At 44.2% G+C, this 20,613-nt stretch carries 16 protein-coding genes; 6 read left to right on the top strand and 10 right to left on the bottom strand.

Annotation, left to right across the window (positions count from 1 at the left end; all coding sequences use genetic code 11):
• Nucleotides 1-685: WD40 repeat domain-containing protein (locus tag LAY41_RS20785; protein WP_420840333.1), on the bottom strand; the 685-nt coding region annotated here is incomplete at its 3' end.
• Nucleotides 678-2,120 (bottom strand): P-loop domain-containing protein, encoded by a 1,443-nt coding sequence (locus LAY41_RS20780; RefSeq protein ID WP_249102506.1) that lies wholly within the window; start codon nucleotides 2,118-2,120, stop codon nucleotides 678-680. The genes LAY41_RS20785 and LAY41_RS20780, both read right to left, overlap by 8 nt.
• 315 nt (nucleotides 2,121-2,435) lie before the next feature.
• Between LAY41_RS20780 and LAY41_RS20775 the strand changes: the two genes are divergently transcribed.
• Nucleotides 2,436-2,657, top strand: coding sequence for a hypothetical protein (locus LAY41_RS20775; protein ID WP_249102505.1), 222 nt, complete (start codon nucleotides 2,436-2,438; stop codon nucleotides 2,655-2,657).
• A gap of 158 nt (nucleotides 2,658-2,815) precedes the next feature.
• Here LAY41_RS20775 and LAY41_RS20770 read toward each other — a convergent pair whose 3' ends face one another.
• Both LAY41_RS20770 and LAY41_RS20765 read right to left on the bottom strand, forming a co-directional pair.
• Nucleotides 2,816-4,279, bottom strand: a complete 1,464-nt coding sequence (locus LAY41_RS20770) for an aromatic ring-hydroxylating dioxygenase subunit alpha (protein ID WP_338023032.1) — start codon at nucleotides 4,277-4,279, stop codon at nucleotides 2,816-2,818.
• Between the two features lie 184 nt (nucleotides 4,280-4,463).
• Nucleotides 4,464-5,111 (bottom strand): DNA-3-methyladenine glycosylase family protein, encoded by a 648-nt coding sequence (locus tag LAY41_RS20765; RefSeq protein ID WP_249102503.1) that lies wholly within the window; start codon nucleotides 5,109-5,111, stop codon nucleotides 4,464-4,466.
• Between the two features lie 173 nt (nucleotides 5,112-5,284).
• On the opposite strand from LAY41_RS20765, the gene LAY41_RS20760 reads away from it, so the two are divergent.
• From LAY41_RS20760 to LAY41_RS20750, 3 genes are all read left to right on the top strand, one after another.
• Entirely contained in the window at nucleotides 5,285-5,992 is a 708-nt protein-coding gene (locus tag LAY41_RS20760) for a GDSL-type esterase/lipase family protein (RefSeq protein WP_249102502.1), read from the top strand.
• 118 nt (nucleotides 5,993-6,110) lie between these two features.
• On the top strand, nucleotides 6,111-6,701 hold the full coding sequence (locus tag LAY41_RS20755; protein WP_249102499.1) for a Uma2 family endonuclease: 591 nt from the start codon (nucleotides 6,111-6,113) through the stop codon (nucleotides 6,699-6,701).
• A 57-nt stretch (nucleotides 6,702-6,758) separates the two neighbouring features.
• Nucleotides 6,759-7,349, top strand: coding sequence for a Uma2 family endonuclease (locus tag LAY41_RS20750; protein WP_249102496.1), 591 nt, complete (start codon nucleotides 6,759-6,761; stop codon nucleotides 7,347-7,349).
• A gap of 4 nt (nucleotides 7,350-7,353) precedes the next feature.
• On the opposite strand, the gene LAY41_RS20745 is transcribed toward LAY41_RS20750, so the two are convergent.
• On the bottom strand, nucleotides 7,354-8,202 hold the full coding sequence (locus tag LAY41_RS20745; protein ID WP_249102495.1) for a phosphate/phosphite/phosphonate ABC transporter substrate-binding protein: 849 nt from the start codon (nucleotides 8,200-8,202) through the stop codon (nucleotides 7,354-7,356).
• 99 nt (nucleotides 8,203-8,301) lie between these two features.
• Between LAY41_RS20745 and LAY41_RS20740 the strand changes: the two genes are divergently transcribed.
• On the top strand, nucleotides 8,302-9,204 hold the full coding sequence (locus LAY41_RS20740; protein WP_249102494.1) for a c-type heme family protein: 903 nt from the start codon (nucleotides 8,302-8,304) through the stop codon (nucleotides 9,202-9,204).
• Nucleotides 9,205-9,413: 209 nt separating this feature from the next.
• On the opposite strand, the gene LAY41_RS20735 is transcribed toward LAY41_RS20740, so the two are convergent.
• Nucleotides 9,414-10,271 (bottom strand): adenylate/guanylate cyclase domain-containing protein, encoded by an 858-nt coding sequence (locus LAY41_RS20735; protein WP_249102492.1) that lies wholly within the window; start codon nucleotides 10,269-10,271, stop codon nucleotides 9,414-9,416.
• A gap of 275 nt (nucleotides 10,272-10,546) precedes the next feature.
• On the opposite strand from LAY41_RS20735, the gene argZ reads away from it, so the two are divergent.
• Nucleotides 10,547-12,661 carry a bifunctional arginine dihydrolase/ornithine cyclodeaminase gene (gene argZ, locus LAY41_RS20730; RefSeq protein WP_249102489.1) on the top strand — a complete coding sequence of 705 codons (2,115 nt, stop codon included), beginning with the start codon at nucleotides 10,547-10,549 and terminating at the stop codon, nucleotides 12,659-12,661.
• A gap of 251 nt (nucleotides 12,662-12,912) precedes the next feature.
• On the opposite strand, the gene LAY41_RS20725 is transcribed toward argZ, so the two are convergent.
• The 4 genes from LAY41_RS20725 to LAY41_RS20710 all read right to left on the bottom strand — a co-directional run bounded on the left by LAY41_RS20725 (nucleotide 12,913) and on the right by LAY41_RS20710 (nucleotide 20,593).
• A complete protein-coding gene (locus LAY41_RS20725; protein WP_249102486.1) occupies nucleotides 12,913-16,527 on the bottom strand; it encodes a CHAT domain-containing protein in 3,615 nt (1,204 codons plus the stop codon).
• Nucleotides 16,528-16,550: 23 nt separating this feature from the next.
• Nucleotides 16,551-17,615, bottom strand: a complete 1,065-nt coding sequence (locus LAY41_RS20720; RefSeq protein ID WP_249102480.1) for a tetratricopeptide repeat protein — start codon at nucleotides 17,613-17,615, stop codon at nucleotides 16,551-16,553.
• Nucleotides 17,612-19,177 (bottom strand): protein kinase domain-containing protein, encoded by a 1,566-nt coding sequence (locus LAY41_RS20715; RefSeq protein WP_249102478.1) that lies wholly within the window; start codon nucleotides 19,175-19,177, stop codon nucleotides 17,612-17,614. Before LAY41_RS20715 ends, LAY41_RS20720 begins: the two co-directional genes overlap by 4 nt.
• A 108-nt stretch (nucleotides 19,178-19,285) precedes the next feature.
• Nucleotides 19,286-20,593 carry an NB-ARC domain-containing protein gene (locus tag LAY41_RS20710; protein WP_249102474.1) on the bottom strand — a complete coding sequence of 436 codons (1,308 nt, stop codon included), beginning with the start codon at nucleotides 20,591-20,593 and terminating at the stop codon, nucleotides 19,286-19,288.
• Nucleotides 20,594-20,613 lie beyond the last annotated feature (20 nt).

The following is a 20,613-nucleotide window of genomic DNA, read 5'->3' as shown; positions in this document are numbered from 1 at the left end:
TCCACAGTTTGAGAGTTTTGTCATCAGAACCAGAAATCGCTTTTTTCCCATCCGGTGTGATGGCGACTGCTCTTACCCAACCGCTATGACCATTAAAAGTAAACAGTTCCGACCCTGTTTCCAAATTCCACAGTTTGAGAGTTTTGTCATCAGAACCAGAAATCGCTTTTTTCCCATCCGGTGTGATGGCGACTGCTCTTACCGAGTCGCTATGACCTTTAAAAGTAAACAGCAACCGCGCAGTTGGGGAAGTTAAGTAATTTTTTAAGGGGCGAAACCAAGGAGTTTTACTCGGCTTTGCCTGGACAAGGAGTTCCTGAATTTCTGGCATTTTCAAACTAGCCAAACGCCCGCACAATTGAATTGCAAGCTGTGTCTTATCTTGATTCAAAATACGGGCAGAAAGTCCCAGCGCCCCTTGTATCAATTTCAGCGCTTTTACTTTCTCAGAGTTGTACTCAGGATGAGTTAAAACTTCTGCATCATCCAGCAAATCATAATCAGCCATCAGAGATTGCACGCCAAACTCAGGATGATTAATCTTTGCTGCTAAAAAGTCAAACTGAGTCAAAATTTGGTAAAGCTTTTCTAACTGTCCTGTCTTCGCCTTGGTACTGGGGTCATCGAGGAAGAGTCGCTGGTCGCTGGGGGACATTTTTGCTAATCTCTTAGCAAGTCTACTCATTTTCATCCTCTTCCTCATCTTCTTCTATTTTTTCTTCCTCATCTTCTTCTATTTCTTCCCAAATGCGGTCATTACCATCGGAAAGAAGGCGTTGAATATCATCCAACAGAATCTCATTTCTCTTCAGAGTGGGCTTATCTCGCAGAAAATCGGCAAAACTTTGGTGATAAATTGTATAACAAGTTTCCCCCTTTAGCTGCTGTCTTCTCAGCAACTCAAACCAATCCTTATTTTCCAATACCTCCAAAACTTCATATTTATCTCGCTTGGTTATCCGAGCAATAGAATCGCAGGTAATCGGCTTACCCGCCACTACAAGTAGATAGAGGATGATGGCATTTTTCCGCATTTCTTTGGTTTGCATCCCCATCCGCACCCAATGGTTTTGATAATAATTTACAAGACCATCCGGCAATTGCCTTAAACTCAAGTCATCATATTCACCTTTAGCAATCGTCGGTAAAATATAGCGGAGATACATAAAATTGTTTTTGCTCTTATCCGCCACCTGCTCAACAAAAAGTTCAGCAGCGATATGGCGTTCTTGAATCCATTTTCTCAACCCATCCTTATATTCTGAGTCTTCATAGAGAAATAAGCGAATATACTCTTTCACATCTTCCCGGCTAAAATTCACATAATCCTCTCCCCTTAAATCTAATTCCTTCATCACCACTCCCGGCGATACAAACAAACGCTTTGTTTCCAGAGTATAAGGTCGTCTAGTTAACAGAAAATAAACCCTATCCGGCAAAGTTGTCGGTAAATGTAATAGATTACCTCCCGGTTCTTGTTCCACTTCATCCAGCGCATCAACTACAATCACCAACCGTTCCCCAGCAGGAATTTTTTGACTAACTTTCGCCAACAAAGTCGGTAAATTATCTTCTTTCGCCTCCCTCAATTCGTAACGATTAATCAGTTGTTGGCGAATACTTTGCAGAAATAGTTCCGGGCGATTGCGCCGTTCTGCCAAAATATTAAAATAGCAGGGAGATTGGTATTTATCAACATACTTCGCAGCAATGGCACTTTTCCCCATTCCCGCATCACCTACGACGGTAAAATAACCGGAGGGATTATCTTTGAGAAATTTTTCAAAAGTATCAAATACAAATGTTCGACCGCAAAATCTGCGAATCTTTTCTTGAATCAGTGCGTCAAATTCCTGGTTAATCTGCTGGGGATACCAGTCTTTCGGGTCAACTATTTCGGTTGGTTCGATTTCCAAAACTTTGGCAATCTGACTAACTTGCCATCTTTCCACCCCGTTAGGGCATTCTTTTGTCCCAAGTAATCGCTTAATGGTATCTTCAGAGACAGAAGCTTTTTCCGCCAGTTGCGCTATGGTCAACTTGGGATTTTTATTTTTATAAGCTTCCCTGAGTTTAATTTTCCCCTCTGCACTTGATTGCACTTTATCAGATTCCAGCATAACATTTTCTAGGGATTATTTTTGATATAGGACTTACACAATTGTCACAAGACAAGGATTAACTCTTAGGTACGTTGTTGCGCTTTAGCGCTAAAGCGCAACAACGTACCTTTGATTAATGTACCAGTTGCGTAATTTACTCGATTTTAAGAGTATATCAAATTAGTCTTACCCAGTCTAGGGCAGATAGATTTTGTTACATTGCCCTATCTGCCCTAAAAAATAGGGCAAAAGAAAATAACAGTTAAACCTAATTGCCCTCGACTTTGATTTTTCTGTTGTTTAGGATGTACCTAGAGTTTCGAGGAAGAACTTATGGTTAAAGTTACTGTTTCGTCAACCAAACAATCGAAAGAAAATAAAAGCCAAGCCGCCAAAAAATTGAATTATCGCAAGTTTATAATTACTCTTCTGGTCATCTTGCTAATTGAAGCACCGCAAGTAATTAGTGCTTGGATAAGCATAGCCGAAGAATTGCCCCTATTTTATCGGCAACATTTACCATCGATAGAACTAATTAAAAATCAACACAATTAGGCTAAGTTTGGTACTTGTCAATAATGCTTAACCAAGCATTATGGTTCTTCCCTTGTCAAATATGCGGTCGTAGTAGCACAGCTAATTAAAATCTTGGTATGACCGACATACTGATGATGCTGTGCTACTACAAAATGTTCGTTTGAAAAGTAGCAGATTTAAGGCCGGATTTTCTCAGGCAGGTTGCGCGGCGGTATATGCCGACCCTCGTAAAACTGCCTCTGAAGCTTGCCTAGCCGGAACCACAAGGCACCGAAGCCAAGGCTCACCGCGATCGCGATCGCTACAGGCAAAAGGGCATTTTCCAGGTAGACAGCCAGAAGTGGCGCGATCGCCCAAACGATCGCACCAATTATCGCAAACCACATCCTGATCTGCTGAATTTTAACTAGGGCGGCACTACAGCTAGCACACTTCTGTGTATGGGAATAATACCGATCCATCAGCTTTTCCTTGGGCAAAGGTGGCGGTAAGCTGGCACCGGGAAATGGGTCGGCATTGTAGTTATTCACCCATTTACGTAACTCTGACACAAAGCGATCGGCCTTTGTCGGCAAATAGAACGCCTTGGCAAAGTTGGCGCTACCGCCGGACGCCTCCAGATAACGTTCCTGATAGTGCAAGAAAATCTGGTCATCTTCCAAGACGCCATTCTGTCCGATGTGAGAGTACCAGCGCGGCGTCAGCTTCATGAAAAAGGCAGGTATTTTCGAGGAAAACTGGAAGGGAAAGCGGGCAAACAGTCTACATTCCCCTTTGCGAATAGGAGTAGCGTAGACGACGGTCAGCGTTCTGCCAAACTGCTTGGAGGTGAGGTCGTGCCACATCAAAGCAGGCGCGACGAACGTGGTGTCCTGCCGCCCCAAGGTTCCTCGTCGCGGCCCTTCTTCCCATATTCCTTGGAAGCCTTGTTTGCCAGATTCTTTGACCTCAAGTTCGACTGGGCCAGCATTAGTCCTGTTTCCTACGGTGCCGTGGTGAGTGTAGGAAACATGACTGGCATCCAGCACGTTTTCTAGGAGTGTAAGCGCATCATAAGGCAGATCCCTAAAGGTGTTGAGGCAAATCCAATCCTGGGGAGATTCATCTAGCAAATTGACTAGAGGAACTTTGGTTTTAGCGGCATTTTCCGGCTTACCGGGGTACACAAACAACAGTCCCTGGCGATCGCACGTAGGTAGGGAAGCCACACAGGCGCGTTGAGAATTCTCCGCTTTGGCACCATCAAGCTGCTGTGGGATGCGATCGCAACTGCCATCCCCCGAAAAAGCCCAACCGTGGTACGGACACTCTAAAAGCCCATCCTGGGCAATCCTACCCTCTGACAGAGGTGCAAGGCGGTGGGGACATTTGTCCTCAAATACGCTCCAGGAGGAAGTATTTTTATCCCACCAAATGACAATATCTCTGCCTAGCAGAGTGAAAGGCGTCGGTTTCGACTTGTCCAAGTCTTGCACGTAATGAACGGGATACCACGCTTCTTTCCAATCAAAACGATTTGGATCGTTGCCACCAGCGGGCATCTCGTCGGTTGAGATCTCTCTGGCAAAGCTCTCATCTAGGGCCAACTGAGTTAGATCTAATTGCACAGCCGCAACACCTTTCCTCTCTAATGTTCCCATTTTGATTTTGTTCTTTTGGAGCGATTCCTGTATTGCGGAAAGGTGTGGAAAGCCGACTCAGATTTCACTATAGCAACCGATGAAAGTCGGTTAGGACAACTCCAACTCTTACCTTTGACCTTCTATCCCTTACTCTGTAACCCTTTTCCCTCTTCCCTCTTCCCTCTTCCCTAGCCCCTAATCCCTAGCTATAAATTTCCAGACTACGCCACAGATACCAAGAAGCGATCGATCGATAGGGCTGCCACTTTTGCCCGAAACGCTCTACAGTCTTTTTATCGGGAAGTTCTGCCAAGTTATAGAGTCGGCGAATTCCAGCACGAATACCCAAGTCATCAACAGCCAGCACATCCAATCGATGCAGACGGAAAATCAGCAGCATTTGCACTGTCCAGCGTCCAACTCCTTTCAGCGGCGTTAGAGTCTGGATAATAGATTCGTCATCCATTTCCTCAAAGAAAGCCAGAGTCGGCAATCCATCCAGCACTTTCTGAGCAAGGTTTTTCAAATAGAGGATTTTGGGACGCGAAATTCCTACACCCCGCAACACTTCGTCGGGTGTGTTGAGGATATCCAATGCGCTGGGAAAGGGTGTGTCAGGATAAAGCTGGAGAAATCTACGATGAATGGTTGTGGCGGCTTTCGTGGAGAGTTGTTGGTAGAAGATCGATCGCGATAAGGAAAACAGCAAGTCTCCAGACAACTGTACCTCGTAGAGTTGGCAAGCACCAACTCGTTCAATTAGGGTTGCCAAGATAGGATCGGATTGTTTGAGAGTGGAAAGTGCGATCGCGTAATCCATCTTCAACTCAGACTGAGAAATCGTTTCCATTATAATATAATAACGCAAGTTGCTAGTTATATAATTGAGGCTAAGATTAGGTACGTAGTTGCGATGCCGCGCTCTTATCCCAGTTGGAATAAGAGCGCGGCATTGCAACTACGTAACAAAGAGCAGCGCTAATCTTATAACTAGCAACTTACGTTATATACAGATAAATTTAGATGTTTTTTCAGCTAGCCGATCGCATTTTAAATATGAAAAACCGCCGACTGTTAAATTTCTTTGTTTTGATGTTCTGTTCCCTGCTTGTCTTCACCAGTTGTGGCGACAATCTCGCTTCTATGAAAAACCTCAAACTTGGCGCGGGTAAACAAGTCATCGTTTTGGGGGATAGCATCGCTTCAGGATATGGCGTAGCAGAGACAGAGGCGTTTCCCAGCGTCCTCAGTCGCCAGCTAGGTTTGCCAATCGTAAATCGCGGTGTCAGCGGCGATACAACCGCAGCGGGACTAAGCCGTCTGCAAACTGATGTGATTACCGGAGAACCTTGGTTAGTCATTGTGGAATTAGGTGGAAACGATTTTCTGCAAAAAATCCCAAAAGCTCAAACAGAACAAAATTTACGGCAAATTGTCACAACTATTCAAGATAAAGGAGGGATTGTCGTTCTTTTGGGCATAAATATCGGCCTGACTAAAGACACATATCAAGAAATATACGATCGTATTGCCAAAGACACCCACGCTTATCTGATTCCTCAAATTTTCAAAGGAATTTTGGATGATACCCGTTATCGACAAGATGATGTTATCCATCCAAATTCAGCCGGACATGAAATTTTAGCTACTCGCATTGCTAAAGATTTACAACCGTTGTTGGCAAAAGCTACTTGGCCTTCTGCATTGGCGAAGTACAAAAAAGTAACATAGTTTTTGCCAAATTATGTTACTATCTCATAAATAAGCAAGAAGCATCCCGTTTTGGCAAATATATCGGTAAGGGATGTTTTCGATATGCAGTTGGAAATTACCTCAGCATTAGAAAACAATGTTAACTCAAACTCAACAACACTTATCCACTTTAGAAGAGTATCGAAAGTTAGAAGAAACTGCTGACTTCCGAAGTGAATATCATGATGGAGAAATTATCGCTATGACAGGTGGCACGATTAATCATAACCGGATTATAGGCAATATGTATGCCTATTTGAAATCAGCTTTGCGCGGAAAAAATGCCGAAGTATTTATGAGCGATTTACGGTTATGGATTCCTGTATATCGGCGGGGTTTCTATCCTGATGTGATGGCGATCGCGGGTCAGCCAATTCTGAATGAAGGGCGCAAAGACGAGGTGATCAATCCTTCACTTATTGTGGAAGTGCTTTCTAATTCGACGCGGGATTTTGACAGAGGTAAGAAATTTCGTTTCTATCGGTCTATTCCTACATTGCGTGAGTATTTACTGATAGACCAGTATGAGTATTCGGTGGAACAATATGTCAAAAATGAATCAGAAAAGTGGTTATTCCAGGAGTACGAAGGTGCAAATGCTAATGTTTCTTTGGTTTCGCTAGAAGTAGAGATGTTGATGAGTGATATTTATGAGGGTGTAACATTTGAGGATGAAGTTCCTGAATAAAATGCGAAATATGTTAGTTTATTGCATAGTTACAAATTCCCTCACCATTAGAAAAAAATGTTAACTCAAACTCAACAACGCTTATCTACTTTAGAAGAGTATCGGAAGTTAGAAGAAACTGCTGAGATCAGAAGTGAATATCATGATGGAGAAATTATCCCAATGACAGGTGGCACGATTAATCATAACCGGATTATCCGTAATTTGGGTAGGGTATTAGGCAATTTGGTTCGGGGAAAAGAATACGAAATTTTCTTGAGCGATTTGCGGTTATGGATTCCTGTATATCGGCGGGGTTTCTATCCTGATGTGATGGCGATCGCGGGTCAGCCAATTCTGAATGAAGGGCGCAAAGATGAGGTGACCAATCCTTCACTGATTGTGGAAGTGCTTTCTAATTCTACGAGTGATTTTGACAGAGGTAAGAAGTTTCGTTTCTATCGGTCTATTCCTACATTACGTGAGTATTTGCTGATTGACCAGTATGAGTATTCAGTGGAACAATATGTCAAAAATGAATCAGAAAAGTGGTTATTTCAGGAGTACGAAGGTGCAGATGCTAATATTTCTTTGGTTTCGCTAGAAGTAGAGATGTCGATGAGCGATATTTATGAGGGTGTAACATTCGAGGATGAAGTTATTGAATAAAGGTTTACAAACGCACAGGCTTTTTTTGTAGCCGCGCTTCCAGAGATTCTACTTTTTGAATCAGAGCGATCAAAGAATCATAATTGGGCGCTTTAGCGTTTGGTATGTAACCAGCCTCTTGAGCCAGTTCTGGAGACACATTACTCATCACTTTTTTAATCAGTTCTTGTTGGTTGCGTTCAACTTTGGGGCCGATCAAAACTGCTCCCGCAGGAATTTTAGGACTCGCATGAATAATCCGAAAGTTTGTGGAACTAAACTCTGAGCGATAGCGATCGAATGCCTCTCTCGACAAAGCGCCAGCAGCAACCTCTCCTTTGGCTATCCACTCCAGAACTGTTCGTGGTGTAGGTGCTAAGCGCACTTCTGCTAGAGTAGTACCGCGCAGCTCGTTCAGAGGCACATAATATCCAGTCGCAGAACCCGGTTGACCCAAAGCAACTTTCTTTCTAGCCAAGTCAGCTAGCTGTTTAATTCGACTTTCGTTAAGTACGGCGAATACAGACTGCAAACTGCTAATTCCCTGTAGCGGGAATAAGGGTAAATACTGTGCTTTGGCGATCGCAATAGCTGCTAACCCAGGGGAAGCAAACGCTAAATCCCAATTTTGGCGTTTTATCTGCTCAACTGCCTTGATTTCGTTATAGGCAGGCTCTAGTTCAATCAAGGTTCTTGTCTGGCTTTCTAAATAAGCAATTAAGCGATCGTATTTTTCAGTAGAACGGGGGCCTTCCCCATCGGAAACTACCCCAATTATTAATTTTTCTAAATTTTTGCCTGGGCGGTCGTTGACGGAGGCACAACCCGCCAAAAACATCAGTATTTGAGCTAGAAGTAAACGGCGTGAAAGCATAGGGGTGGATAGCGAACAGCAGCCAAGGGCTAAATTAGTTTACATCATCAAAGATAATTGTGCTAAACTTTAGGCGCGTCTTTACAGAGAGAGCGAGAAGTGTTAAGAAATCTAAACCTCAGTAAAAAATTTAACTTGATTTTAATTTTAGTTGTTCTCGGTGGAATCACCATGAGTGGCTTGGCATTTTCTGCTGTTTTAAATGAAAAGGCAGAAAATGAAGTAACGTCCAAAGCCGTACTTCTCATGGAAACTATGAGTTCAGTGCGTAACTACACAAACAATCAAATCAATCCTCTATTAGAACCTAGATTGGAGACAGAGGCACAGTTTTTACCGGAAACAGTACCAGCGTATTCTGCTAGAGAAGTATTTGAGAATTTTCGTACCAACTCGAAATATAAAGATTTCTTTTACAAAGAAGCAACTCTCAATCCAAGCAACTTACGGGATAAAGCTGATAATTTTGAAACCCAGTTGGTCGAAAATTTACGTAAAAATACAAGTTTAAAGGAATTGAGTGACTATCGTGAATATCCCAGTGGAAAGTTATTTTACATTGCTCGACCCATTGTAATCTCGGAGCAAAGTTGCTTGCGCTGTCACAGCACTCCAGCGGCTGCGCCCAAGAGTCAGATAGCGACTTACGGCAGCGAAAATGGCTTTGGTTGGAAGTTAAATGAAATTATTGGCGCTCAGGTAATTTACGTACCAGCCACTGAAGTAATTAACAGCGCCCATCGCTCATTTTTGCTATTCATGGCAATAGTAGGGGCTGCTTTTGGGATGGCAATTTTGATTACCAATATTTTACTCAGAGTAGCGGTTCTTCGCCCCATCAACCGTATGGTTAAAGTTGCCAATGAGGTAAGCACGGGCAATATGGACGCTGAATTTGAGCAAAATTCCAACGACGAAATCGGTACGCTTGCGGCTGCTTTTAAGCGCATGAAAATTAGTCTGTCGATGGCTATGAATATGCTGAATCAACGTCGTGGCTGAAGTCAAAAGTTATATCGTTTACGGTTGTGTCTGAATCATTATGGCCGCAGAGGGGCAACCCCACCCCCTACCCCTCCCCGTCCCACGGGGAGGGGAGAAGGAGAGAGGGGCAGAGGGGAAAAACGAACAATTCCGACGTAGACGGATTTGATATTAAAAGTCAAAAGTCAAAAAGTAAAGAAGGAGCTTGAGACTGAAAAAAAGAAAAACTATTTTTTGAATATAATTTTTGTCTGCTCTTTAAAGTGATTGCGAGACGATTCTGGGACGTGAACAAGCAATCGTTGTACTAAATCTTCAGGAGTGGATGCTTGTTCTAAAATTTGTTCGACAAGGATTTTAGCGATCGGGCCAATAATAACCGCTAGCGAAGTTTCTAACTTTTTTCGGATCTCAGGAGATATAGAGGAGATCGGGTTTACTGTTTGCATCTTAGTTGCTAAAGCAGTTTGAACGACAGAGACAGTTTCCTGAATATTTTTCAGTTCCTGTGATTTTAAATTGTCCTTGAGGGGCTGGGGCTGTTTGTTATTGTAAAGAACTTCAAAGATGGGTACAGAGCCAATGCCTTTCAAATTACGATCGCTATGCCGATGTATCCCAAAACCACCGCTGTGGGAGAGGCGCACCAACACTTCCGTCACCTCCGAGAGCAGGATTTGCCCAGCGCTGGCAAGTGTGGCGACACGGGCGGTATAGTCCACTTCGTGACCGATGAATTTATCCCCATCGGGAAGCGGATTGCCGGTGTGCATTCCAATTGTGACTTGCAGCGGCCCTAATGGGGTAGGAATCGGATCGTTAATGTGGCTCAATTGAATAGCGATCGCCCACTGTAGAGCTTGGACGGGGCTACCGAAGACGAGAAAAAAAGCATCGCCTATAGTTTCCACCTTCCGTCCGCCGTAAGCAGCGATAGTGTCTTCAACGCGCCCTCTGTGCGGCAAAAGAATCGTATCTCTGTAAATGCGGTTGGATTCTGTGATATCGCTACCAGGTAACTTGAGTTTGATAGCAGTAGAGCTAACTAAGTCAGTGAACACCATTGTAACTAGGCTCTCAGACATGGCAACCTTTGTGCATTCGACAGGACTTGTTTCCAGGTTAATCCTTTGCCCCCTCCCTATGCCCAAGTTCCCCTTCTTTCTTTTGACTTTTGACTTTTGACTTTTGACTTCCCTAGCCCATGTAGCCTGCAAGTAATAAAATAGACATTAGCCTCGATCGCCGACTTTCATCATATTGGTGAGGCAAAGTTTTTGTAACAAGTTCTACAGAATTGGAACATAGAAAGTCTGTATCCAATAAGCGTTTTTGCGTCTATTTCACCTGTGAAGATTTTATGAATTCTCCGATTCGCTTCCTCATGTGCCCGCCCGACCACTACGACGTAGATTATGTGATCAATCCCTGGATGGAAGGGAATATTCACAAATCCTCCCGCGATCGGGCCGTCGAACAGTGGCAAAATCTTCATCACATCCTCAAAGACCACGCCGTTGTGGATTTGGTCAAACCCCAAAAGGGTTGGCCCGATCTGGTGTTTACCGCTAACGCCGGTCTAGTCTTGGGTCAAAACGTCGTCCTCAGTCGCTTTTACCACAAAGAACGACAAGGGGAAGAACCTTATTTCAAAGAGTGGTTCTCCTCACAAGGCTACACCGTTTACGAACTGCCGAAAGACCTGCCCTTTGAAGGTGCTGGTGACGCCCTGCTAGACCGGGAAGGGCGCTGGTTGTGGGCGGGATACGGCTTCCGATCGGAACTCGACTCCCACCCGTACCTGGCAAAATGGCTCGATATAGAGGTACTTTCGCTGCGGCTTACAGATGAGCGGTTCTATCACCTGGATACCTGCTTCTGTCCTCTGGCTGGCGGCTATTTGCTCTACTATCCACCAGCATTTGATTCTTACTCGAATCGCATGATTGAAATGCGGGTTCCGCCAGAAAAGCGGATTGCTATTGAGGAAGCGGATGCTGTCAATTTCGCTTGTAATGCGGTCAACGTGGATAGCGTTGTCATTATGAACAAGACGAGTGACAGTTTGAAACAGCGCTTGACTGACGCTGGCTTTCAGGTAATACAAACGTCGCTAACGGAATTTCTCAAAGCTGGTGGGGCTGCTAAGTGCCTGACGCTGCGGGTGACGGAACCTGTGGGGACGGAAGTTCACGCCAATGTATCGGTGGAAAGTCGCACGATTCGGATGGAAGGTCACTTGCTGGACTCCGGTCTGATCAGTCGCGCCTTAGACTTGGTTGTGGAAAACGGCGGTAGTTTCCAAGTTCTCAATTTCAATTTGGGAGAACAACGACAAAGTACCTCTTCGGCAGATGTGAAGGTATCGGCTCCTTCTCATGAAATCATGGAAGAGATTATGAGCCTGTTGATCGACTTGGGTGCTTTACCTCCGCCGCAAGAAGTTTGCGATGTCAACACCCAACCTGTCATCCAAAATGGTGTGGCTCCCGATGATTTTTATGTTACTACTATTTATCCGACGGAAGTGCGGGTGAATGGTCAGTGGGTGAAGGTGCAAAATCAGCGCATGGATGGCGCGATCGCAATTACTTACAGCTCTGATAGCCCAGTGGCTCGCTGTAAGCTGCTGCGGGATCTGGAAGTGGGGGAAGACGTAATTGTGGGTGTGGAAGGTATCCGCACGATCCGCAAAACGGAATCCCGCGAACAACGGAATACCCAAGAATTCAGCTTTATGGGGTCAGGTGTTTCCAGCGAACGTCGGGTGGAATTGGTTGTGGAACAAATCGCCTGGGAACTGCGCCAAATTCGCGACCAAAACGGCAAAGTAGTGGTAACGGCAGGGCCGGTAGTAATTCATACTGGCGGTGGCGAACATCTGTCCCATCTGATTCGGGAAGGTTATGTCCAGGCGTTGTTGGGCGGAAATGCGATCGCAGTCCACGACATCGAACAATCCACGATGGGTACATCTTTGGGTGTGGATATGAAACGCGGCGTCGCCGTGCGAGGCGGACACCGACACCACCTGAAGGTAATTAACGCCATCCGTCGCTGCGGTAGTATTCCCAAAGCTGTTGAACTAGGCATGATTGACAACGGGGTGATGTACGAGTGCGTTCGCAACAACATACCATTCGCCCTTGCCGGTTCGATCAGAGATGATGGCCCATTGCCGGATACTCAGATGGATTTGATTAAGGCGCAGGAAGAGTATGCCCGGTTGTTGGAAGGTGCAGACATGATTTTGATGCTGTCTTCCATGCTGCATTCGATCGGTGTGGGCAATATGACACCTGCTGGAGTGAAGATGGTTTGTGTCGATATTAACCCAGCTGTAGTGACGAAATTGAGCGATCGGGGTTCGATCGAATCCGTCGGCGTCGTCACAGATGTCGGATTATTCCTCAGTTTGTTAGTCCAACAATTGGATAAATTGACCAGTCCTTATCGCGCTACTCACACCGTTTAAACAAGTAGGACTTACGCAAAAACCAAGGTTTTGCCCCCCTAGCCCCCCTTAAAAAGGGGGGAACTTCTAAAGTCCCCTTTTTAAGGGGAGCTAGGGGGATCTGAGTGCGTAAGTTTTATATTTGAAAATATTAGAATATTTTCTGTTAATAATTTATTGGTATTTAATTAAAATTTAGACTTGATTGATATTTAGTTTAGTTTGAGTATATTTGAGTTTTGGGGATATTGAACTTTGGACAAAAACGGTGTCTACTGATTGTTGTTCATACTACCGCCATCTCCCACCAACACAAAAGCAGCCCAATAATAAGGATGGGGATACTCGGCTCGTATATCCATCTGAGCTTGACGCAGCGCGATCGCTTTAGTCATCCCAGACCGCAGATGGGTGTAGAATCGCTCCATTAACAATCCTGTTACTTTGTCATCGACGCTCCACAGGCTGGCCATTACACTGGGCGTTCCGGCATAGAGAAAGGCTCTGTTGAGTCCTACCACTTCGTCTCCTTTGCTCAATTCCCCCAGTTGGGTCTGGCAGGCGCTCAAAACTACCAAATTGGTGGCTGATGTCAAATCAAGCCCGTAAATATCATGCACTTCCAAGCGTCCATCATGTCGATCGTCTGGTGCAAGATAGAGGGTACTGAATAAGGGATTGTGGGAATTGTACTTCCCATGCGCCGCTATGTGTAAGATTTCAGCACTTGCAGCTTGGGAGAATATGGCAGTTTCAGTGGCATCTGCACCAACTAGCGGTTGGGTGCCGTAAAGTTGTGTAATAGTATTGACTTCCTGTTCGGCATAATGCAGGGCAGGCAACGGTTCTGTCGTGCTGGGGTTACCTAAAGCTAAAACTTTACCCGTGGAAGGCTTGCGTTTAGAAGGCAGAAAGCGCAATACGCTGGCAGAAGGGAGAGTTACTATGGAGTAATCATCGCACAGATAGCGCTGTCCGTCGGTGAGGGCGGCAAAGGGCAGATAGTGCAAAATGCCGTGAGGGACGATCGCTAAATGGGAAGTGTTCAGGTGAGGTTTAAGTGGGGTGATGAGCCATTCATACAGCTGTTGCAGGTTTTTCGGATACGGGTTGTTTAAATTGGGGAAACGACGAAACGCATCGATTTTCTTGGTCAAATCTTGCCGATTGACGTTAAAGCCAATACACCCGAAACCTTGACTTTTGATGATAAAAGCGAGAGTGAAGTTTTCGGTGACGAAATACTCGATCAGGGTAGTGTCGGGGTCAAGTAAGCTTTGGATTTCATCTAGGGTGGCTACATCAGTGCTGACTAAAGAGGCAATTTCAGGATTTTGCAGTTTAAGTTGGGTTAGCAGCTTGGTGTATTCTTTTTCCCGATCGCTCAATTGTTTTTGCACTTCAACAATCGCTTCTGTGTCTAAGCTGTTATTCAGAGGAGAGCGAAGTTTGACTAAGGCACTACGGAGTGAAGAGATCTGATGTTGGAGCGATCGCTCTTGTTTTAATAGATTAGCCAGTTTGATATGGAGGGATGCCATTTGTGCTTTGAGCCTCTCCTCTTTCTGTAAAACTTTGGCGTTAGCACCAATGCGGAAGTTAATCGGGCCATTTGCTAACTGGTCGAGGAAAGCTCTCGCCCGCGAACGTTCGATGTAGTTAAAGACTTCTTGGAAGCGACTTTCTGTCCTCAGCAGGATGATGAGCTTTTCATAAGTATTTATCTGCTGACTAGCAAAACTGGCTTTCAACTCTTCAATCTTTAGTTCGCGTTGAATAGATTCTGTGACAGAGATCGCCTGTTGATAGAAGCTAATGGCAACTGCTGTATCGCCCTGGCTTTCGTAGACAAGGGCTATATTAGCCAGTGTTAACTGTTCTCCGGCTCTGTTGTTAATTTCCTGCTGAATAGCCAGTGATTGTCGATAATATTCCAGCGCCTTTTCATATTGTTCCCAGATGCGGTAGATTTCCCCAATGTTGTTCAGGGCTGTTCCTTCCCCCGCCCGATCGCCAATTTCCTGCTCGATAACTAATGCCTGCTGGTAGGATTGCAACGCCTGGTGGTGTTGCTCTAGTTCTTGCTGAACTACCCCAATATTGTTATAAAATGTTCCCTTTTCAGTCCCTTGGCCATTTTCCTGTCGGATAAGCAGCGCCTGCTGGTAAAAGCCTAGCGCCCGTTCGTGCTGCCCCAATTTTTGGTAGACTGCACCAATGTTATTGAGCATCACATCTTTCTTTTTCCTTACGCTGAAGTCCGGCAAAATCGCCAGCGCCTGCCGGTAATATTCCAGCGTCTGCTGGTAGTCTCCTATAGATTCGTAAGCTACCCCAATATTGTTGAGAGTACTTGCTTCTCCATTGCGATCGCCGATTTCGAGTTGGAGAGTTAATGCCTGTTGGTAAAATTCCAGCGCCTGTTGGTATTGCCCCAGTTTTTGGTAGAATACCCCAATGTTGTTAAAAGTTTCGGCAACGCTGGTGCGATCCTCACTTTCTTGTGCTATTTCTAGCGCTCGCTGGTAGTATCCTAATGCTTGCTCGTATTGCCCTATTTTTTGGCAGACCATCCCCATGTCATTGAGCGTTTTTACTTTCCTTCTGGGATTTTTGCGCTTCCATATCTTTTGTACTGTTCTCACTGTCTCCCGGTAAACTTTTAGCGCCTGCTTGTATCGTTTTGGTTGCGATGAATTGGCTCTAATATAGAGTTTTTCCCATAAATGTACTATCTCGAAATATAATAATTCTATTTTAATATGAAGTTTTTTCCATAAATGCTTAACCACCGTCTTGGAGTTAAAATAATTAGCTTTATTAGATATTTCCAAAACTAACCCAAAAAACTTTGCTCCGATTGAGTTAATATTTAATTTCTCTGGCTGTTTAATAGGTTTCGTTTTTACTGGGTCATCCGGCCAATTTATAGTCTCTATTCTTAGGAAGGGTGCATACCCAACCTGCGGAGCATATTTTTGGAGATGTCTAATCTTAAATTTGGCTTTCCTGACTCGTTGCGTATCCCCCAAAGTTTCACAGAGACGGAGAGCTTCATGTAGCTGCTGATATTGTCCGTAACGTTTGTTGATTAGAACAAAGTCTAGGAACGCACCAAATAAAGTAAACCCTAATTTAGCTGCTGTTTGGTTTTCTACATCGTGCTGAGCAGACGCCACTTCGTGTGCTTTAGAATAGCAGTAACAGACAGTCAATGGAAATATCGCTATGGTGCTATATAGATCTGCTAGTGCGAGGTAAATAGCTGCTGTTTGGCTTCCTTGTTCTATCGAAACTTTTAGAGTTTCTATCGTTTCAGCGCCGCTACAACCTATCAAACCTTCCAGTGTCTCTATTGCCTCGGCTCTCAAACCATTTTTTAGGTAAAGCTTTGCTAGCGCGAGGGCTTTCTTCTCATCAGTTAATTCTAGGTTAATAACTCGTTCGGCAGCTGATGCTACCAACTGGCATTTATTTTCATCAAGCAGCCGAAATCCCCTTTCAAGAAAGCTTGTCTTAGATAAGAGACCAGAAACCAATTTATAAATATATAAGGTTTCATCCGAGGGGGAAAGTTCAAAAATCTGTTCATAATAATATGGGGCGTCAGCTTCAACAATCACTGAGTAGTGAAATCCGACCTCCAAGGGTGCTTCACCAGCGTAAATCACTTCAGTATTGTTCACCTCAGTTTGCCAGATTATATCTTCGCCACTTACAACACTTACTACATAACGGGTAGCACGGGGTACAGGACACCAGCGTAGCCTCGGCTTGTCAGTTAGTACGAAAGTGGATTCGGGGCTGATCACGGGAACTCTAAATAAATCTTTGTTATAGGAAAAAATTTCGCGGTGGGAAGTTTTCCTCTTTATCCAACTTTGCATTTTTTGTTTTCTCCTTTACAGGTTTAATTAAGCCAGTTCTCTAATTCCTTCATCCGTTCTGTATCCCCCAAAGCTGCAAACTTGTCTCGCGCTTGAGTTAACCAGTGTTTTGCAGCTTCAATGTTCCCAATAGTCTGATAAACTTCTCCCAAACCCGCAGCAGCCACAGCTTGCCCTTCTAAATCCCCAACCGCTACCGAAAGTTCTGCTGCTCTAGAATAGCGAGTCAATGCCAGTCTGCTCAGTCCCACATCCTCGTAGAGTGCGCCCAGCGTAGAGTAAACTGCTGCTGTTTGATTTCCCTGCTTCACCAAAACCTCTAACGTCTCTTGCGCCTCCGCCTTTAATTCATATCCAATATAGAGATGCGCTAAAGCAAGGGCTAGAGCTTCGGAAGCTAAATTCAAGTTAGTTAGTCGCTCTACTGAATAGCGCACAAGAGTTGCTTTGGTTTCATCGAGTAAGCTAAATCCCAGAGACGGCAAATTTTCCTCACAAGAGGATGCACCTGTATCAGTATTGACAATCAATAAATAATCAACTCCCAATTCCAAGGGTGGCTCACCCGGATAAACAATCTCAGTTGCAGTACTTTCCTCCTCCCAAAGCACATCTTCGTCACTCATGACGCTTACTTTGTAACGGGTAGCACCAGGCACCCCATTCCAACGCAAGGTAGGTTTTTCAGTAACTAGGAAAGTGCTGCGGGGGCTGATAATATAAGGAATCAGCGGGTTAATATCGCCTCTCGGCGGGACTTTACGACCACCTCTGGGCTGCGGATTTTCTGGCGGATTGCTATCGGCTAAGTACCATGTTTCACCAGAGGATAATTTTAAAGGAGTTAGATCGGCACAGAGAACGGTTACTGTTGCTCCCGACTCCGCTAGCAGTTCGTCGCCGGGATAAAGCTGAGTCCCAACAAATGTGGGGCAGTAATCCAGCCATCCCTGACGCTTGAGCAGCACTTTACCCTCAGTTTCGACAATCAATCCGGCTGTGGCAGCATTGCTAGCTGTTCCCCGTTCTGCTGTTGCCAAGACTAGACTGAGGACTAGAGGAAAATACCATTTCCATCGGGAGTTCATTTCTTTTCTCCTGCTGCTAACCGTTTGTCAGCTATACCCATCCAAGTGTCCTCATCTGGCTTGTACTGGGAGGCATACTGACGACAACTTTTCCATTTCACCAAAGCTCCTTTCATGTCCCCTTGGGCTTCTAAAACTTGAGCCAACAGACAGTAGGCAGCAGCGCGATCGCCATCGGAGTTAATAGCTATCTGGAGGTGTTCTTTAGCCTCTGGATAGCGATGTTGTTCCAGTCTAGCCCAGCCTAAGTTTTTATGCAAGACATATTTCATTTCTTTAGTAACTTTGGCTTGCTTCATTCCTTGCCCGATTAAGTCAATAGCTGCGGCATAATCTTTTTTCAGAATATACAATCGAGCCAAGTTATTGTATGCTTCAGGTATTCCCCCTTTCGCTGCTATTTGGTATTCGCTGCGGGCGCGATCGAAATCTCGCAAGTTCTCGTAAATAGCTCCCCGATTGTAGTAAGCTTCTGCAAAATCTGGGTCAAACCTAAGTGCCGTATTGAAGTTTAAAAGAGCCTGATTTGGTTGATTGGCAAGGTAATCTTCTACTCCGCGATCGTTGTAAGCAATAGCAATCCGAGGCAACCCAAACCGCCATCCAAAAAGCGCTAGTAGAAACAAAGCTACTAAAGAGAACTGAATTCTCCGACGGGTGTGCGATCGCTTGGTTATTGGTGCTATCTTAACAGAAGGAAGACTCGGCTCTAAATCGCTCACACCTGATTCTATCGCTCTCAGACATTCTAAAATCAGATTAGCATTTTGAGGTCGCTGTCCTGGAAAAGTAGCCATCAAGTAATCGAGCAAATTAGCAAACGATTCCGATATCTGAGGAGCATCTTCTCGCCAAATTAATTCACCCGTTTGAGAGTTTTTAATAAACTTGAGGGGATGTTTGCCTGTTAGTAAATGAACAAAGGTACGCCCTAATGCAAAAAAATCTGATTGCAGCACGGCTTCTCCTTCGGATTGCTCTACTGGCGTATAACCTGGAGAATTAATTCCTGTTACCCCCTTTTCGTCTAATTTTTCCAAATAAGTTTCCGTAACTTCTCGCACCGCACCAAAGTCAATCAGTACTAACTGTCCATCCGGTTTCAGCATGATATTAGATGGCTTGATATCCCGATGAAAATACTGCTGACTGTGGACTTTATCCAAAATTTCTGCTAGCTGTTTTAACCAGTCAATCGCTTGTTCTTGGGAGATATGTTGCTCGCAACTGAGCCAATCTTGCAAATTTGCACCATCAATTTTTTCCATTACTAAGCAGTGTAATGGCTCTAGGTTTCCTTCGGGTAAAAAGGTGAAATAACCATCTGACTCTACTTTGGGAATTCCCGGATGACGCAGTTGACTTAATACTTCGGCTTCTCGCTGAAATAGGGAAACCGCTTTTGGATAGTTTGTCAGCAAAATTTTTATAACTTTTAATTTTCCGCCATCATCCACCTCGAAAGTAAGACCAAAACCGCCTTTACCTAACTGTCGAGTGACAAGATAGCGCTCTTGCAGTTGCATTCCCGATCGAATTATGTTTGCGGCAATTGAAAACATACTTTTGTAATAAAAATTAAAAATCAATGAGATATTATAAATTGCCTTTTAATGCACCCTGTCTGATTACTACACAATCTTAAATCTCATGCACAGATGGCAGTTAATTTAACAACGAGAATAATGAGTTTTCACATACTTCATCACCATCGGCTGAAGAGTAAAAGAAGTTTCGTTTTCTTCTTTTACTTTTTCAATCAAAGACTTTCGTTCTAAGGATTCCAATGCTTTAATTAATTGAGATGACGAAATTTCTTCCTGGATATTACTTCGCAATTGAGAAATAGTTCTTGAAGTTAAACTCATTGATATTCCGTACATAAGTTCTTTTTCTAATTCCGATAAACGATGAAATTGCTGATATAACAAATATTCAAAATCTCCCAAAAATAGGGTGTTCTGCATTAAAAAATCAGAAATACTTCCGCCAAATAAATCGTGAATTGTTGCCGCCACTATTTTTAATGCTAAAGGATTACCTCTATATGGTTGAATCAGTTCTGACCATAGGTTTTCTTCATGCAAACCTTTCTCTTTGAGGATATCTCGTGTGGCTTCTCCCAAACCAGTTAATTTTAAAGAACGAACCAATAGGTTTGGGCCTTCTAATGCTGCAATTACTCCGGGTTTCTCTCGGCTAGTCAAGACTAAGCAGCTATGATGCTGCGATTCACCTACCCGCTTGATTAACTCACCATAAACCTCATACCCTTTTCGATATTGACCAGCCATTTTGCAAGTGCCTAAAACAGGTTCCCAATTATCTAATATCAGCAAACATCGGTGTTTTTGCAAACAATCGATTAAATGGGAAACGCTACCTTCAAAGCTGGAATTTAACTCGGTTTTCTGCTGATTAGATAAGAACTGAATTAAGTCATATAAAAGATGTTCGATCGATGGCGCATCATGCAAACTTCGCCAGATAAGAAACTCAAATTCATCCTGAATTTGTGCGGCAATCTTCGCCGCTAGAGACGTTTTACCAATTCCTCCCATCCCCACCAGCGCGATCAAACGGCAACGATTCTTTACAATCCATTCCTCTAGCGTCGCCAATTCTTCTAGGCGTCCGTAGAAAACAGACACATCGGGTGCGCTATCCCAATCTTGACACCGAACTCGATCGCGATCGACTATATCCTCCCAATTGAGTCCCAAAACTTCGCAGTAAGCGTGAAAAGCATCTGTATTAATGGGACACTTCCCAGCCAAAAACCGACTCCAAGTGCCTTCAGAGATGCCATCGGCTAGATATCCCTTATTTTCCCAGTTTATTCCCAAAACCAGGCTTGCTTCCTCTAGCCATTTGCGATCGCTTACGGGCCACCCCCTTTTAGTTCTGGCTTGTCTAATTTTCGCGAGTCCCTGCTGAGAAGCTTTGAGAGTAGGCATACGTATATACTGACTGGACATTTGTCAAGATCAATTCTACA

Origin of the sequence: Argonema galeatum A003/A1 (assembly GCF_023333595.1) — a bacterium.
Classification (GTDB): Bacteria; Cyanobacteriota; Cyanobacteriia; order Cyanobacteriales; family Aerosakkonemataceae; genus Argonema; species Argonema galeatum.
Note: the sequence above shows the minus strand (reverse complement) of the source record. Positions and strands in the feature narration are given on the sequence as shown.